Origin of the sequence: Sphingobium sp. Leaf26, from assembly GCF_001421665.1 — a bacterium.
Lineage (GTDB): Bacteria > Pseudomonadota > Alphaproteobacteria > Sphingomonadales > Sphingomonadaceae > Sphingobium.
On the sequence record NZ_LMKV01000028.1, the window covers coordinates 204,263 to 218,583 of the forward strand.

General features: G+C 59.6%; 13 protein-coding genes. 10 read left to right on the plus strand and 3 right to left on the minus strand.

Annotated elements, in window-relative coordinates; genetic code table 11:
* The first annotated feature begins 68 nt into the window (after positions 1 to 68).
* The 4 genes from ASE85_RS16740 to ASE85_RS16755 all read left to right on the plus strand — a co-directional run bounded on the left by ASE85_RS16740 (position 69) and on the right by ASE85_RS16755 (position 5,163).
* The gene (locus tag ASE85_RS16740) at positions 69 to 1,010 is read left to right on the plus strand and encodes a VOC family protein (RefSeq protein ID WP_056690912.1); all 942 of its coding nucleotides are present in this window, start codon (positions 69 to 71) and stop codon (positions 1,008 to 1,010) included.
* Entirely contained in the window at positions 1,007 to 2,482 is a 1,476-nt protein-coding gene (locus ASE85_RS16745; protein WP_056690915.1) for a bifunctional 3-(3-hydroxy-phenyl)propionate/3-hydroxycinnamic acid hydroxylase, read from the plus strand. The genes ASE85_RS16740 and ASE85_RS16745 overlap by 4 nt, the downstream gene beginning before the upstream one ends.
* A 294-nt stretch (positions 2,483 to 2,776) precedes the next feature.
* On the plus strand, positions 2,777 to 3,625 hold the full coding sequence (locus ASE85_RS16750; RefSeq protein ID WP_235523601.1) for an acetoacetate decarboxylase family protein: 849 nt from the start codon (positions 2,777 to 2,779) through the stop codon (positions 3,623 to 3,625).
* Between the two features lie 296 nt (positions 3,626 to 3,921).
* Positions 3,922 to 5,163 (plus strand): cytochrome P450, encoded by a 1,242-nt coding sequence (locus ASE85_RS16755; protein ID WP_200928387.1) that lies wholly within the window; start codon positions 3,922 to 3,924, stop codon positions 5,161 to 5,163.
* Positions 5,164 to 5,308: 145 nt separating this feature from the next.
* Here the strand turns inward: ASE85_RS16755 and ASE85_RS16760 are convergent, their stop codons facing one another.
* On the minus strand, positions 5,309 to 6,340 hold the full coding sequence (locus ASE85_RS16760; RefSeq protein WP_235523585.1) for a fumarylacetoacetate hydrolase family protein: 1,032 nt from the start codon (positions 6,338 to 6,340) through the stop codon (positions 5,309 to 5,311).
* A gap of 23 nt (positions 6,341 to 6,363) precedes the next feature.
* On the opposite strand from ASE85_RS16760, the gene ASE85_RS16765 reads away from it, so the two are divergent.
* The 6 genes from ASE85_RS16765 (at position 6,364) to ASE85_RS16790 (ending at position 11,455) form a co-directional block, all read left to right on the plus strand.
* Positions 6,364 to 7,296, plus strand: coding sequence for a VOC family protein (locus ASE85_RS16765; protein WP_235523586.1), 933 nt, complete (start codon positions 6,364 to 6,366; stop codon positions 7,294 to 7,296).
* Positions 7,297 to 7,332: 36 nt separating this feature from the next.
* Positions 7,333 to 8,307, plus strand: a complete 975-nt coding sequence (locus ASE85_RS16770; protein ID WP_056690920.1) for an SDR family NAD(P)-dependent oxidoreductase — start codon at positions 7,333 to 7,335, stop codon at positions 8,305 to 8,307.
* Positions 8,304 to 9,041: a glutathione S-transferase family protein gene (locus ASE85_RS16775; protein ID WP_056690923.1), complete on the plus strand. Its 738-nt coding sequence runs from the start codon at positions 8,304 to 8,306 to the stop codon at positions 9,039 to 9,041. The genes ASE85_RS16770 and ASE85_RS16775 overlap by 4 nt, the downstream gene beginning before the upstream one ends.
* A 2-nt stretch (positions 9,042 to 9,043) precedes the next feature.
* Positions 9,044 to 9,802, plus strand: a complete 759-nt coding sequence (locus ASE85_RS16780) for a glutathione S-transferase family protein (protein WP_056690927.1) — start codon at positions 9,044 to 9,046, stop codon at positions 9,800 to 9,802.
* 192 nt (positions 9,803 to 9,994) lie between these two features.
* Positions 9,995 to 10,876 carry an SDR family NAD(P)-dependent oxidoreductase gene (locus ASE85_RS16785; protein WP_082462907.1) on the plus strand — a complete coding sequence of 294 codons (882 nt, stop codon included), beginning with the start codon at positions 9,995 to 9,997 and terminating at the stop codon, positions 10,874 to 10,876.
* A 108-nt stretch (positions 10,877 to 10,984) separates the two neighbouring features.
* The gene (locus ASE85_RS16790; RefSeq protein ID WP_200928388.1) at positions 10,985 to 11,455 is read left to right on the plus strand and encodes a YiiD C-terminal domain-containing protein; all 471 of its coding nucleotides are present in this window, start codon (positions 10,985 to 10,987) and stop codon (positions 11,453 to 11,455) included.
* Between the two features lie 471 nt (positions 11,456 to 11,926).
* On the opposite strand, the gene ASE85_RS16795 is transcribed toward ASE85_RS16790, so the two are convergent.
* On the minus strand, positions 11,927 to 12,676 hold the full coding sequence (locus ASE85_RS16795) for a glutathione S-transferase family protein (protein ID WP_056690933.1): 750 nt from the start codon (positions 12,674 to 12,676) through the stop codon (positions 11,927 to 11,929).
* A 258-nt stretch (positions 12,677 to 12,934) separates the two neighbouring features.
* Complete coding sequence (locus tag ASE85_RS16800; protein ID WP_082462878.1) at positions 12,935 to 14,299, minus strand: MFS transporter; 1,365 nt, start codon at positions 14,297 to 14,299, stop codon at positions 12,935 to 12,937.
* Positions 14,300 to 14,321 lie beyond the last annotated feature (22 nt).

Here is a 14,321-nt window from a genome sequence, read left to right on the forward strand (position 1 = left end):
CCACCGGGGCGCTTCCTCGTGTCCCATCTGACATGCTGCAGCCAGCGATATTCTAAGAAGGAATCTAAGTGAGCATTACGCGCGCCCTTGACGTCGCCTTCGTGCGCTTCTGTGCACCCGACATAGCTAAGATGCACCGCTTCCTTACGGATTTTGGAATGCGCGATGTCGAAGTCAGCCAAGACAAACTGTTCATGCGGGGCTATGGTACATCTCCTTTCGTGCACGCCACGCAGGAGGGAGAGCCGGGCTTTGCCGGGTTTGGCATCTGGGTGCCAGACGAATGCGGTTTGGAACGCCTTGCGGCGCATGATGGGGCGGTGATCGAGCCTTTGGATGCGCCAGGAGGCGGGCGAGTCGTGAGGTTGACGGATCCGGACGGCTTCTCGGTGGAAGCCGTTTCTGGCCAGCGTAGCGCAGAACCTTTGGACATGCCTGCCCTCCTACCCTGGAACCAAGGGGAGGCTTATCCGCGGCAAAGCAAGCCACGGCGGGTGGAGCGCGGCGCATCTCACGTCCGTAGGCTAGGTCATGTCGTCTTGGGCGTTTCCAACTTCGAGCGATCGGAGGCCTGGTACAAAGAGCGTTTCGGCTTCGTCACGTCAGACGCCATTGAAGTGGCGCCAGGTATCGCCATAGGTGCCTTCCTCCGCTGTAATCGCAGCGACCAACCTTGCGATCACCATACACTTTTCCTCCTGCAGCGTCCTACGCCGCCCGGCTTCATGCATGCGGCCTTCGAGGTCGCCGATCTTGATGACCTCATGGCTGGCCACGATCATCTGGTCAGCCAGGATCATGAGCATTTTTGGGGCGTTGGCCGGCATCTTCTTGGCAGCCAGGTCTTCGACTACTGGAAAGATCCCTGGGGTCACGAAATCGAGCACTGGACCGATGGCGACCAGCTCGTCGCCGCTGACGGGGGAGGCGTCGGGTCGATCTCTGAGCTGATGGAGGTGCAATGGGGTATGAACATGCCTGCTATGGCTGGCAAGGGAGCCGCATCATGAACACGCATGATTGTGACTTACTCGTGGTGGGCCTCGGTCCGGTGGGCGCGGTTCTGGCTGCACTCGCACAGGCCCACGGCCTGTCGGTCGTTGCGATCGACAAGTCGCCGACGCATTTCCAACTCCCGCGCGCCGCCGTGTTCGATCATGAGATCATGCGCATCTTCCAGACACTAGGGGTGGCAGAGCGCATCGAACCTTTGTGCCGAGTGCCGGAGAACTACAAGTTCATCACGGCCTCCGGGGAAACCTTGCTTGAGTTTCCCGTAGCGGCAGTCGGACCTTATGGCTGGGCGGAAACCTATGCCCTACATCAACCTGCGGTCGAGCAAGTCTTGAGGACACGACTTGACGAATTGGGCGTGAGGACGGAGCTGGGGGTAACGTTCCTCGACCTTTCCCAGGACGAGGAGGGGGTCACTGCCACGCTCGCCGACGAGGACGGGATTCGTGGCATCCGCTCGAAATATCTGGTCGGATGTGACGGCTCATGGAGCCCAGTGCGCGAAGCGCTCGGAATCAGTCTCGACGATTACGAGTTCGACGAGCCCTGGCTAGTGCTCGACACAATCGTCGATGAGCCGGGCGATCTACCGATCGTCTGCCACCAAATCTGCGATCCCGAGCGGCCGGTGACATATATGGCGATGAGCGGAAAGCGCTTCCGCTGGGAATTCATGCTCAAGCCAGGCGAGACCCCTGACGAGATGCTCTCGGATCGTCGTATCGCCCAATTGCTCGACCCGTGGGATTGCAGCGAGCGTATCACGCTTGAGCGCAAGGCCGTCTACCGATTTCACGGTTTGGTCGCTGATCGCTGGCGGGCCGGGCGTGTCTTGATAGCAGGCGATGCCGCCCATCAGATGCCCCCCTTTGCTGGCCAAGGCATGTGTTCAGGCATACGTGATGCAGCCAATCTTGCGTGGAAACTGGCAGCTGTGATGCGGGGTGAAGCGCAGGCGGAACTGCTCGACAGCTATCAGGCTGAGCGTGAACCCCATGTTCGAGCCATCATTGCTACTGCCATTGCAATGGGGAAGGTCGTTTGCATGCTGGACAAAGGTGCTGCTGACGGTCGTAACGCCGAGATGTTGGCGCGCAAGGCAGCAGGCGCACAGGATGTCTCCATCGCCTACCCGGATCTGGTCGGTGGATTTCTAACGCAATCCAAGGGGGCCGGGAGCCTTTTTCCCCAGCCAATCTCGGCAGACGGAACCAGATTCGACACATTGCTGGGCCATGGCCCAGCCCTGATCACGCGCTCGTTTGAAAGCGATGTGCCGGATGGGATGCCTCAGCTTGCCTTGGACACGCCAAAACTGGCGCCCTTCGCGCCAGCAATCAGCGCGTGGCTTGACGGCATGGAGGCCCAGGCGGTGCTCGTCCGAGCGGATCGCCATGTCTTCGGCACCGGAGAGACCGGTCAGCTGATGCGAGCCTGGGCAGGCGAAGCGCGCGCGTTTGTGGCGTGACGCAAGACTGCTGCGGCTACGCAATGGTCGGGGGGGAAATGACGCACATGCCGGGATCCAGCGGCTCTTTCCCACCAAGAGCTGGTGGCTGCGGCGTTCATCCACAAGTGCGAAGGAGGGGCCATGATTTCCGGCAAGTTCGTTCGGCTCGTTCCGACAATCCTTCGAAATCCGGCGCACGCGTCCGAACAGAAGGTTGGGATCACATGCGCATTGGGCTGTTCAATTCTAGAGTGAAGGAATGACTAGATGACTTTTATCCCCGATCCCGCCTCTCGATATCGGATGCCAATCATGTTCGGCCCTGCGCCAGGGCCTCGGCAACATCCCGACGGCCGGATGTGGACACCGGCAGAGGCTGGACGCATGACCGCGCAGTGGATGAAGGTGGGTTATCGGACTGAAGCAGCGAAGCTAGAAGCCTTGTTGCCTCCTGGCTTTTCGCTGCGTGGCGAGCCAATCGTGTCCATAAGCTGTGCATGGTTCAAGGACCTCTATTGGCTCGCCGGGCGTGGATACGGGATATTGTCGGTGGATTTTCCTGTTACCTACGAAGGCAAGACAGAAAAGCTCGATGGTGCGCTCTGTCCTATCATCTGGGAAGGGTCTCCCGATGCGATCATGACGGGACGCGAAGAACTCGGTTTCCCGAAAATGTTTGCTCGCTTCAGCGATTTCCACTGGGACGAAGCTGCAGGGCGCGCTGCATGCGACGCTTCATGGTTCGAGCATCGGTTCTTCGATGTCGAGTTGACGAACCTCGTCGAAGAAGAAAATCCAATCAAGCAACTGCCGGGATCGGGCGGCGGCGCGCAGATGTACTACAAATATATGCCGCGCACGAGCCCGGGTGGGCGCGATGGCTCGGATATCGCATATGTAACGACCTCGGCCGCGCCTGCGGGAAGCGGGGGCTCGGTCGCGAACATCAATTTCGACGACTTTGAATTCCGCCGCTGGGTAGGGACCGGCCGGCTGAACTGGCATCGTGCCACGTTCGAGCAGCTTCCCTTGTCCTTCCATATCGTCAACGGCATGGCTGGCCTCGACATTCTAGAAGTGACGGATGCCGAGATGGTGCACTTCACGGGGCCGGGCATCGGCATCGCTATGAACAGCCAACGGGTCGTCGAGCCGGCCTGAACACCGCTGTGCCTGGAGGAAGCCTACAGTTGTCGGCGGTTGTGGCTGATGAGACACGGCGGCGAAATATGCAAAGGCGGACGTCCAGGCATAGTCTGAACATATGGGTAATGGGGACGTTGCGCGCCGTGTTGCGCGATAGATATCCAGATTACTCGATACAGATCGCTGCGCACCATCCGGAAGTTAGCAAGGCCAAAGGCTCTGGGCTTCGCCTGTCAGATCAGGGATCGGTCTCGCTGTGCTGAATGACAACGTCGCGCGGGGCGTCGGGCTAGGCTGAAACTGCCACTCGATTGACTGCGGCCGTTCAAGATAAAGGTATAGAAATCGTGCCGGAAAAATCTGAGTTGGCGGAAAAATATCCCACATTTTCCGAGGATATCTACGGTGAAGCATCGATCGCCGCGCCCTACGGGCATTACCGTGCGTTGCGAGCTCTGGGCCCGGTCGTCTACCTGCCTGCCCAGGATGTCCTGGTGGTGAGCCGCTACAAGGACGTAAAGGCCGCGTTGCTTGACCACCGGACATTTACATCTGGCGAGGGGATAGCGTTGAACGGGATTGCTAACGCAATCGGGCGCGGGACCATGATAGCGAGCGACCCACCCATTCATTCGACACTGCGCGGAATCATGGGAGCGCCCTTGTTGCCGAAAGCGGTGGCCGAGCTCAAATCCCAGGTAGCCACGGCCGCGCAAGACTTGGTCCGGCGCCTCGCAAGCCGGGGCAATTTTGATGGCGTCGCCGACTTCGCACGCTATTTGCCTGTCTCGATCGTTTCGACGCTTGTGGGTCTCCCCGAAGCAGGGCGCGAAAACATGCTGGACTGGGCAGCGGCGGCCTTTGACTCGCTTGGGCCTGAAAATGGCCGGTTCTCCCGCGCCATGCCCAAATTGCAGCAGATGCTGGATTATATCCTGCATTCGGCAGGGCCGACCGATGTCACCCCTGGGAGTTGGGCCGCCCGGATCTATGAAGCAGCAGAAGCGGGTATGATCGCCCGCGAGCAGGTCCCAGCACTGCTGCTGGACTATCTCGCACCAAGCCTCGACACCACCATCTTTGCCACTGCGCACCTGCTCCACCAACTCGGTTGCCAGCCGGAACAATGGCGGTTGCTCAAGAATGACCGCTCTCTGATCGCGAATGCCATCGAGGAAGTAATTCGGTTCGAACCGGCGTTGCGCGGCTTTGCACGCGTGACCAGCGATGCCATCGTCATCGATGGCACGATTGTGCCCGCCAGCTCGAGGGTTTTGTTGCTCTACGCCTCAGCCAATCGCGACGAGGACAAGTTCGACGATCCCGACGTCTTTGACGTTACACGAGCAGATGCAAAGGATCATCTGGGTTTTGGCAAGGGTCGGCACGCCTGCGCAGGTCAGCATCTTGCCCGCCTCGAGATGCAATGCCTGCTCGAAGCACTGGTAGAGGAGATCGCAGAGATAAACGTTGGCGACCCCACGATCCAAAGCAACAATATCTTGCGCGGATTTGCCAGTCTTCCGGTCGAAGTCAGACGGCATGCGGCGTGACGGGTCGGTGCGCTTGCGCCACCAGTCGCATGCTTCAGCGAAATCGTCCGGATGGCCGGCGAAACTTTCATGATCCCGCTAGGCGTCGGGGTTCACGCAGCACCCCCGGGACCGACCAAGGTCCCGAATATGCCTCGCCGAAACCTTATGACCCGACGGTCCGAGGCCAGACGCTGACGCGTTGCCTGAGCGAACCACAAGGGCGGCTGCCATCAGGACAGACGAGGGTCATGGCAACTATTTCACCATCATGGAGAAACTCCGTTGACGGCCTGCCATGCTCGATCATTTCGATAGCCCGGCGCTCGGCGATGCACGAAGAACCAACATTCGCATAGTCGCTGTTGGACACTGTGCCCGATCCGATGATCGTTCCTGCACAAAGATCTCTGGTTCGCGCTGCATGCGCGATGAGTTCATGAAATCCGTAGGCCATCGGGGCGCACGCTGCCCGCCCGAACTCGGCACCATCCCGGTCGACTTCGAGCGTGGCCTGCACCCGGCCGTTTGCCCACGCCTCACCCAGATACTCTGGCGATATCGCGAACGGCGCCACGCTGCATGCGGGCTTGGCCTGCACCCAGCCAAAACCCGTCTTCATCTCCTCGGCACCTAGTTTCCTCAGCGACCAGTCATTGATCTGGACAATCAGCCGGATGTGGCCAAGTGCGTCGGCCGCCGACGTACCCATGGGTACGTAATCCACGATGACGCCGACCTCTCCTTCAAAATCGATGCCATGCTCTTCGTCGACGAAGACGATGTCCTCGGTCGGGCTGCAGAAATGATGGGACATGCCCTGGTACATTAAGGGGCGACCGAGGTCGACAGTAGCGATGCCATAGGCTCGGTCCATCAAGGCTGCGTGCGTCGTGTAGGCTGATCCGTCAAGCCACTGCCATGCCCTCGGCAAGGGCGCCAAAAGCATGGCGTCCTCGAGCTGGCGGACTTCGATCGCCCCGTTATCCCGTTCCATCGCCTCGGCTATATGAGCAAATTCGATAAGGGCTTTTTCCCAGCGATCGAGCGCGGATTGTAACGTTAGGAACTGCTCGGAGAAGGCGGCTCGGTTGCCGCATCTGGACACGAGGGCGAGCCGGCCGTCAGGAGACTGGTCGGAAATCGTAGCTAGTCTGAACATGGTTGACATAATATCGATAATAATGACAAATGCCATGGGAAAAACGATATTAGGAGACCATGATGGCTTTAGCGCGGGCTCGGGATGTTGCTTTTGTCAGATTTCGGGTTCCGGACTTGGAGGTGATGCGGTCTTTCCTGGAGGATTTCGGGATGGTCGTTGCAGGCCAGGATGAGAACGCGCTGTTCATGCGCGGTCATGGCACTGCACCATTTCTTCACGTCTCGGAGCGAGGCGAGGCGGGCTTTATCGGATTCGGGATATGGATTGATGACGAGGGTGAGTTCGAGCAGCTCGCCCGGTCGGAGGGATTGAGCCCGGAGCAGTCTATAGAACCAGGCGGGGGACGCATCCTGCGCCTTACAGATCCTGACGGGTACCAAGTCGAGGTGCTATGTGGGCAACGAGCCGTCGATCCGTTGCCAGTGCCCGAACACGTCCCCTGGAACCAGGGCAGTACCTATCCGCGTACCGCCTTTCCAAGAAGAGTGGGCAGGCGGCCTTCTCATGTTCTGCGTCTCGGGCATGTCGTGGTCGCCGTCACCAGCTTCGCGACGTCGGAGGCATGGTACAAGGACCGGTTCGGCTTTCTGACGTCCGACGAAATCAGGCCGACGCCGCAAGCCCCTGCGATGGGCGCGTTCATGCGCTGTGATCGGGGCGAGGATACGTGCGACCATCATACTCTCTTTCTTGTGGAGCGGCCCGGTGGGCCCGGCTTCATCCATTCGGCGTTCGAGGTGGCCGACCTCGACGACCTGATGGCGGGCCATGAGCATCTCAAGGCGACAGGTCGCGATCATTTCTGGGGCGTGGGGCGTCACCTCCTGGGCAGCCAGGTCTTCGACTATTGGAAGGATCCTTGGGGCCACGAGATCGAACATTGGACCGATGGCGACCAACTGCCGGCCGTCCACGAGGCGGGCGCCGGATCGATCGAAGACCTGCTCGGTGTCCAATGGGGCATGAAGATGCCCGGCGGCCTTGGCTAATGCCCGGAACAACTTTTTTACTAGGGATTGGAGCACATGCAGGACTTTAAGGGACGTACCGCGTTCATAACCGGGGGCGCGAGTGGCATGGGCCTGGGGATGGCGCATGCCTTCGGTAAGGCGGGCATGAACATCATGCTTGCGGATATCACGCCCCATCGCCTGAACGAGGCGTTGGCGGGACTGACCGCCGCAGGCATCGTGGCGGACGCGATATGCCTCGATGTCGCTGATCGCACCGCCATGGCGAATGCCGCTGCACGGACGATCGAAAGGTTCGGTGAGGTTCACGTCGTGATAGCGAACGCCGGCGTTGGCATTATGGGCAGGGTCCGAGATGCCAGCTATGAAGACTGGGACTGGAGCAACGGTGTAAATTTCGGCGGGGTAGTAAACGCGATCCAGGAATTCCTGCCGCTCCTGCGCCGACAGGGACGCGGACACTTTGTCGCTAATGCGTCGATGGCAGGTTTGACGCCGGTCGCCCATGGCGGGCTCTATTCCGTACAAAAGGCCGCTGTGGTGGCGATGTCCGAAGCGCTCTATACCGAGGTTGCCGGCGAGGGCATTGGCGTATCTGTAATTTGCCCCGGCATGGTGCGCACCAACATCCACGAGACAACGGCTCTTCGTCCCGGCAATCTTCCACAAAGCGCCCGACCTGCCGCTCCCCCGCTAAAACTGCCGGTAGACCCAACGCTTTTCATGGATCCCATGGAAGTCGGTGACAGGGTGCTCCGGGGCGTGCAGTCGAAAGACCTGTACATCCTCACCCATAATGAATTCGCCCCTGCGATTGCAGAGCGTTTCGAGCCCATCTTGTCGGCCATGGCTGACAGCCCGATGGCCGGCCCACCGCCGGGTTTCGAGGGGCCGCCTCCAGGGGGGGCGCCGTCGAGCGCACCCGATGGACCTCCGAGAGGAGCTGGCGGCGTCGGCGGGGCCGCCCCGCCGCCCGGCTTCAGCGTCTATGGCCGCGTCCTGTCGGCTCGCCAAGCGGCAGGCGCATGACAGTTGAACTCTATCATTTCGAGCCCAATGCGAACGGCGGAAAGCCGCTGATCGCATTGTTCGAGAAAGGCGTGGCGTTCGAAAGTCGCTGGGTCGACCTCCTCAACTGGGAGCAACATCAGCCGCCCTATCTGGCGATCAATCCCAAGGGCCAGGTTCCCGCGCTGGTGCATGACGGGACGACGATCACTGAATCCACGATCATGGGTGAATATATCGACGAGGTATTCATTGGTCCCTCGTTGAGGCCAGGGGATGCCGCTGGGCGCGAGCGAATGCGTCGCTGGAGCCGTTTCGGTGACGAATTCCTCGGCCCTTCTCTTTCCATGATTGCCTGGAGCCAGTTCATCGCGCCGATGATGAAGCAACGGCCGCAAGCCGAACTTAAGAAGGCGCTGGAGGGCGTACCGACCGCCGAGCGCCGCAGCGCCTGGTCCAAAACCATTCACAACGACTTCCATCCGGAGGAACTTGAAGAGTCCCGGCGGCGCCTCGAGGCGTCCATCGTGCGTCTGGAACAGCAACTGGCCAGGACCGAGTGGCTGGTCGGCACCCAATATACCCTGGCAGACATCAACCTGTTCAATATGGCTGCGCCGCTTCCGATCTTCTGTCCACTCGAAGCAAATATCGAACGGACCCCACATCTCCTTTCATGGATCACTCGGATGCGGGAGCGTCCTGCTGTGGTGCAGGCCCTTGCCTATTCACGAGACTCGCTGAGGACGCTTTGACGATGCCTGTTCTCTATCATCAGTCTTTAGTCGGGACCTCTGCGGCCGCGCACATCCTCCTTGCGGAAAAAGATATCGCCTGCGAATATAAAAGGGTCGATCCGCTGGCCGACCCTGCCCAGGACGATCATTTTCTGACATCCCAGGATATGTGGGAGTTGCCGCTATTCGTCGACGACGATGGGGTGAAAGTATCGGATGCCGGCGCGCTTCTGGAATTTATCGACGAACGATATCCGCTAAAGCCGTTCATGCCGCGCTACCCAAAGGGGCGTTGGCAGGCCAGAATCTGGTTGCAGATGATGAACCAGGATCTCGCTTCTGCAACGACGATCCTTGCATGGTCCGAATGGGGCCGTTTGCATCGTGATGCCGGCAAAATCGACATTCTAGCCAGGGATTTGGCTCCAGGCACGGGGCACGAGCGTCGACGGTTCTGGGTAGAAGCCCTGAAGGGATTCGACAAAGCTCGCTTGCAAGCCGCCAAGCAAAAGGCCGTGGATAAGGTGCAGGCCATAGAGGACCAGCTTGGCCGCACGAGATGGCTTGCAGGGTCGACCTATTCGATCGCCGATATTTGCGTCTGGCCCTTTGCCAAAGAGCTGCCGCGCCTCCTCCCATCGCACGCATCGGTCGCCCAAGCGTCGTTGATGCACGAATGGATTGATCGCATTGCTACCCGTGATGCCGTGATCACCGCCATGAGCGGGGCTGATAACAGCGAGTGGATGCCCGGTGCAGAGCCCATCCGATGGGGATAGCAATGCATGTCTCGATTAGAAATATCCAGTTTTGATAATTGGAAATCATAAATATCATTACGTTTAACACTTGTTCCAGAATTAAATAGAAATAAGAAATTCGGCTAATTCAATAATATTTGTTCTGATAAATCGATATTGGAACATGTTTTGTTTTGGTGCGGTCAAGATGATTACAAGGATATTACTATTATGACAGATATCAAGAACAGGACCGCTTTTGTGACGGGGGGAGCTAGTGGCATGGGCCTCGGCATCGCCAAGGCCTTGGCGCATGCCGGTGCACGGGTCGCGATCGCCGATATCCGCGATGATCATCTAGAAGCAGCGGTGGCAACCGGCCAGGGGGAGGGCGTCAACCTGACCCCATACCGTCTCGACGTCACTGACAGGGCCGCGCACTCGGACGTCGCAGATGCCGTAGAACGGGATCTAGGAGCAGCCTCCATCATCATCCTCAATGCGGGCATCGGTGTGCTCGGGCATATCAAGGATGCTAGCTATGCGGATTGGGACTGGATCATGGGGGTCAATCTTGGAGGCGTGCTAAACGGCGTTCGTACGTTCGTGCCCCGTCTGCGAGCCTTGAATGGAGGCGGGCACGTGCTAGCCACTTCGTCGATGGGTGGACTGGTCGTCGCCGACAGCGGGGGAATTTACTCCGCTGCAAAATTCGGTGTCACAGCCATGATGGAATGTCTGCGGGAAGATTTGGCAGGTGATAACATTGGTGTTTCCGTCCTTTGTCCTGCTGCCGTGAACACAAATATCCACCAGCACCACGGCATGAGACCCGCTGCCTTTGCCGATGGCAAATATACGCAGTCGGAAGAGGAAGCGGCGCAGCTCAAGCGCATGCTGTCGCATGGCATGGATCCCGATGACGTCGGCGCGTTGGTCGTAGAAGCCATCGTCGCCAATAAGCCTTTCATCTTTACCGACGGCGGACTTGCTCCTGTCGTGCGCGCGCGCCGGGACGCGTTGATCGCCTCTTTGCCGGACGAGCCGCGCAACGAAGCGCGATGGCAACAGGATCTCGCGATGCGGCAAGCCATGCGCGATCAGGCATTATGACATTGATGGTGGGGCGACGTACGCAAGGCACAAGTGCTTGCCGAAGAGGCGTCGATCCGCACGATGCTTAGCAATTGGACTGTATAAAGGTAGAAGACCGCAGCGCTTATGCAAACCGAGCATGGAACGCCGATGAACAGACAGGCGCTTGAGGAATATCTACACAGGCAGATTCCACTGGCAGCAGCAGTCGCGGCGAAGGTGGTTCATGCCGACGCACACTCGTTGACCCTCTCTGCTCCGCTCGCGCCGAACCTCAACCACAAAAGCACCGCATTTGGAGGTAGTATCTCCGTGCTAGGCATCCTTGCTGCCTGGGCGATTGTCCATACACGGCTCGAAAGCGAGGGTGTCGCCTGCGAGGTAGTCATCCAGTCCAGCCAGATGGACTATCTCAGGCCTATAACCGGAATTTTTACCGCAAAGTCTAGTTTGGTTCGTACCTCGGACTGGCCGATTTTCATGAAAATGCTCGCGCGAAGAAAACGGGCAAGGATTGAGGTCGGGGTGACGCTGTTCGCAGACGATCTGCCTGCCGCGACGATGACAGGACGCTTCGTTGCCTTTCGTCGAGAATAGTGTCGACCGCTGATATCGCTCCCATGTCCCTCGCCGGCGCGGCCTGAGAGCGGGTCCACCGCCCCTTCGTAGCCATAACCGCGGTGCGTGAGAATCGGGCAAACGGCAGTTTGGCAAAGGCGTGACAAAGAACGTGCACGAGCAGATCGCCGGTACGCAGGGACGGCGATCGAGGGGCCGTACCGGAAAAATGGCCGAGCGAGTTCAGGCGCATGGGGAGCCGGTATCGACTGTACCAGCGGCCGATCCTCGACGGCAATCACCGCCATGCTCTCCGGGAGGCGGGGCAGTAAAGCCACAACCCATTGCCTGTTCCCCCCGCGTCCCGCTATGCGAAAACAGCGCAGGGCTATCACCTCGTGTCGTAAGGGCCGCATCTTCCACTTCTGGCCCAAAAATGATCGGCCAGGGATGCTGACTGGCGTGTATGACCCGGGACCGCAGCGAGCAGGCCCCGGATCATAATGTGTATCAAAGGCCGGCCGCCCGCAGGGTTTCGCCGATCTTGTTGGGCATGCCAAGGGCCTTTTGGACTGCGGGCCGAGCATTCATGGCCTCTAGCCAGCGCATGATGTTGGGGGTCTGCTCCAGGCTGACGAGATGGGGTGTCATGCGAGGCAAGCCAGGCGCCACGCAGTAGGTTGCTATATCCGACAGGCTGTAATCATCACCCGCGGTCCATGCATTCCTCTCCAGGATACGCTCTAGGCGGGTCACGCCTTCCGCGACCCATCGGCCCGCCTCTGCAAGCTCCGCTTCGCTGAAGCCGTCGCCAGCAATCGTCGCCCACTTCTTCTGACGGTCTCCCATCGGAACCTGGGCGATGCGGTTCGCCATCTGGTCAGGGCCAAGCTTCTGGGCGAGCGGGCGAAGCAGCATTTGCCATCCGATCCTGCTGGAATAAGGCCCGAAATAGTCATCGACCCATTTGGTCCACGTCCGCATGCGCGCGCGCCCCAGGGCACTGTCAGGCTTGAGGGAAGGGGAGGGATAGCGGTCATCAAGATATTCATTGATGACCGAGGATTCCGTGACCACCACGCCGTCATCGCGCAAGGCGGGGACGATACCGTCAGGATGTATTGCAAGATACTCTGGTCGATGTTGCTCGAAGTTCAGCAGGTTGACGTAGTGGCTCTCGAACTCCAGCCCTTTTTCGAAGAGGCATATCAGCACCTTCACGGAGTTGGCGATCGGTTCGGCGTGGTACAGTTCCAGCATTCACGGTCCTTTCGGTGTTAGAAGAAGGGCGGCGCGACCTTGGCCGCATAGTGGTTGCATCATCTGTGCTCCCAACAGTTCCGACATGCTGATTGGCCCCAATGCCCATGCGAAGGGAGCCGCATTAGGACTGGTAGCCTCATCGGCGCGAGCATGCCGGCACATCCTCGCGGGAAGATGTGCCGGCACGCCATCCCAGCTAGACCAGCAACCTGACCGGGGATGTTCGTTTGATGTCGAGCGCGCGCCATGGGTCCGTCACGCCGTCGTCCGTATGCGGGCGACCTCCTCGCCGTACGGCTTGAGGCCCAGCGTCAGCAGGATCGCGGATCCGGCTGGAAGTACCAGGGCTGTGCAGAGCAAAGCCCACCGCAAAAGTGCCTCGCGGCCGAACACGAAATCGGTGAGCACGGCGACCACAGTCGGGCCCGCCCCGAAGCCGATGACATTGTACATGGCCAGGAAGAGTGCAGTCATCTGGCCCCGCATGCGATTGGGCGTCACCATCATCATCGCGGCATTCTGGGAGCCGATTGCCGATACTCCGATGGCACCAGAGATGGCGATCATACCGACGGCCAGATAAGGATTGGGCATTAGCGGCATGGCGATGTGGAATGGCAAGGCGAGCCACGTCGCCCATACCACGAGCCGAAGGCTGGCGTCGTCATAGCCCTTGCGAATGAAGCTCTCGGTGATGCGGAAGCCGATCATCAGGCCGATCGGGCTTGCCACCAGTCCGACAATGCCGGCTACGGACCCATAATGGGCCGGAGACCAGCCATGGGTACGGCTGAAGAATGCGGGGCTCCATGCTAGGGTACCGAAAAACGCGACGCTGTGCAGCGCGAGGCCGATGAACATAGGCCCGAAAACGCTGGCATTCTTGCGGATGTATCGCAAGACTTCGACAAGCGTTGGCGTATCCTTCCCGGCCGTGGCGTGGCCGCCACGACGTACTGGATCAGGGACCGTCAGGTAAAGCAGCGCAGCAAACAGCCCTGGCAAGCCGACCGCAAGGAAGGTCAGTTGCCAGGGCTTGAGCGGCCCCATGCCCAGAATGGTCAGGGGGCCGCTGGTCGAGAGGCTTCCAAGGACGAAGCCCCCCAACAGGAGCGCAAGGGCATTGCCCCCGATGAAGGCGAACGCCAACATCGACATGGCGCGCGGCAGCTTGTGCGGCGGAAACAAGTCCGACACCATCGAGGAGATTGCCGGTGCGACCCCGGCTTCGCCCGCGCCGACGCCGACGCGAAACAGAGCCAGTTGGAAGAACGACTGCGCAAGGCCGCAAAGGCCAGTCGCAACGCTCCAGATGGTGACGCAAGTTCCCAGGATGGCGCGCCGCGGTCCCCCATCTATCACCCGTGCCAAGGGCAAGCCGAGGATGAGGTAGAAGGTGATGAATGCGAAACCCATTACGAGGCTGATTTGGGTGTCACTCAGATGCAGGTCGGCTTTGATAGGCTCGACAAGCAGGTTGACGACACCCCGATCGACATAACTGATCGTCAAGGTCACGCCGAAGACAAAAAGAGCCCACCACGCGCGGCCAGCCGGGGGCCATTCTCCTTCAGGCGGATGGGATACGGAATCGACTCCGCCTGTTTCACTGGCAAGCATGCGGTGGTGCTCCTCGAGTATG

Excerpts from the sequence above, each read along its gene's own strand:
- ASE85_RS16775 (WP_056690923.1), top strand. The coding sequence starts at position 8,304 with ATGACAGTTGAACTCTATCATTTCGAGCCCAATGCGAACGGCGGAAAG.
- ASE85_RS16800 (WP_082462878.1), bottom strand. The coding sequence starts at position 14,299 with ATGCTTGCCAGTGAAACAGGCGGAGTCGATTCCGTATCCCATCCGCCT.
- ASE85_RS16785 (WP_082462907.1), top strand. The coding sequence starts at position 9,995 with ATGACAGATATCAAGAACAGGACCGCTTTTGTGACGGGGGGAGCTAGT.
- ASE85_RS16780 (WP_056690927.1), top strand. The coding sequence starts at position 9,044 with ATGCCTGTTCTCTATCATCAGTCTTTAGTCGGGACCTCTGCGGCCGCG.
- ASE85_RS16760 (WP_235523585.1), bottom strand. The coding sequence starts at position 6,340 with ATGGCATTTGTCATTATTATCGATATTATGTCAACCATGTTCAGACTA.
- ASE85_RS16770 (WP_056690920.1), top strand. The coding sequence starts at position 7,333 with ATGCAGGACTTTAAGGGACGTACCGCGTTCATAACCGGGGGCGCGAGT.
- ASE85_RS16795 (WP_056690933.1), bottom strand. The coding sequence starts at position 12,676 with ATGCTGGAACTGTACCACGCCGAACCGATCGCCAACTCCGTGAAGGTG.
- ASE85_RS16745 (WP_056690915.1), top strand. The coding sequence starts at position 1,007 with ATGAACACGCATGATTGTGACTTACTCGTGGTGGGCCTCGGTCCGGTG.
- ASE85_RS16765 (WP_235523586.1), top strand. The coding sequence starts at position 6,364 with ATGATGGCTTTAGCGCGGGCTCGGGATGTTGCTTTTGTCAGATTTCGG.
- ASE85_RS16750 (WP_235523601.1), top strand. The coding sequence starts at position 2,777 with ATGTTCGGCCCTGCGCCAGGGCCTCGGCAACATCCCGACGGCCGGATG.
- ASE85_RS16790 (WP_200928388.1), top strand. The coding sequence starts at position 10,985 with ATGCAAACCGAGCATGGAACGCCGATGAACAGACAGGCGCTTGAGGAA.